Origin of the sequence: Christiangramia aquimixticola (genome assembly GCF_048285835.1) — a bacterium.
GTDB lineage: Bacteria > Bacteroidota > Bacteroidia > Flavobacteriales > Flavobacteriaceae > Christiangramia > Christiangramia aquimixticola.
On sequence record NZ_JBLVTL010000373.1, the window covers coordinates 1 to 263 of the forward strand.

At 41.1% G+C, this 263-nt stretch carries 1 protein-coding gene; it reads left to right on the forward strand.

What is annotated here, in order from left to right:
• The coding region (locus ACNKXV_RS14870) for a hypothetical protein (RefSeq protein WP_417908470.1) at nt 1-263 on the forward strand (263 nt) is incomplete at both ends.

The following is a 263-nucleotide window of genomic DNA, read 5'->3' on the forward strand; positions in this document are numbered from 1 at the left end:
GATGGAGATTCAAATTCAGCTAATACGACCTGTACTTTTGATGTAACAGTTATTGATGATGAAGCACCAGTTATAACCAACTGCCCGGCTCCGGTTAATCCATATAGCGTTGATGCAGGTGAGTGTGATACAACCTTAAGCTTTACAGCAACGGCAACCGATAATTGCGATGACAATGTAGCTATTTCCTATAGTGTTGGTGGAAGTAATATTAGCTTCCCCTATAATTTCCCCATAGGAACTACAACAGTTACGGTAACAGC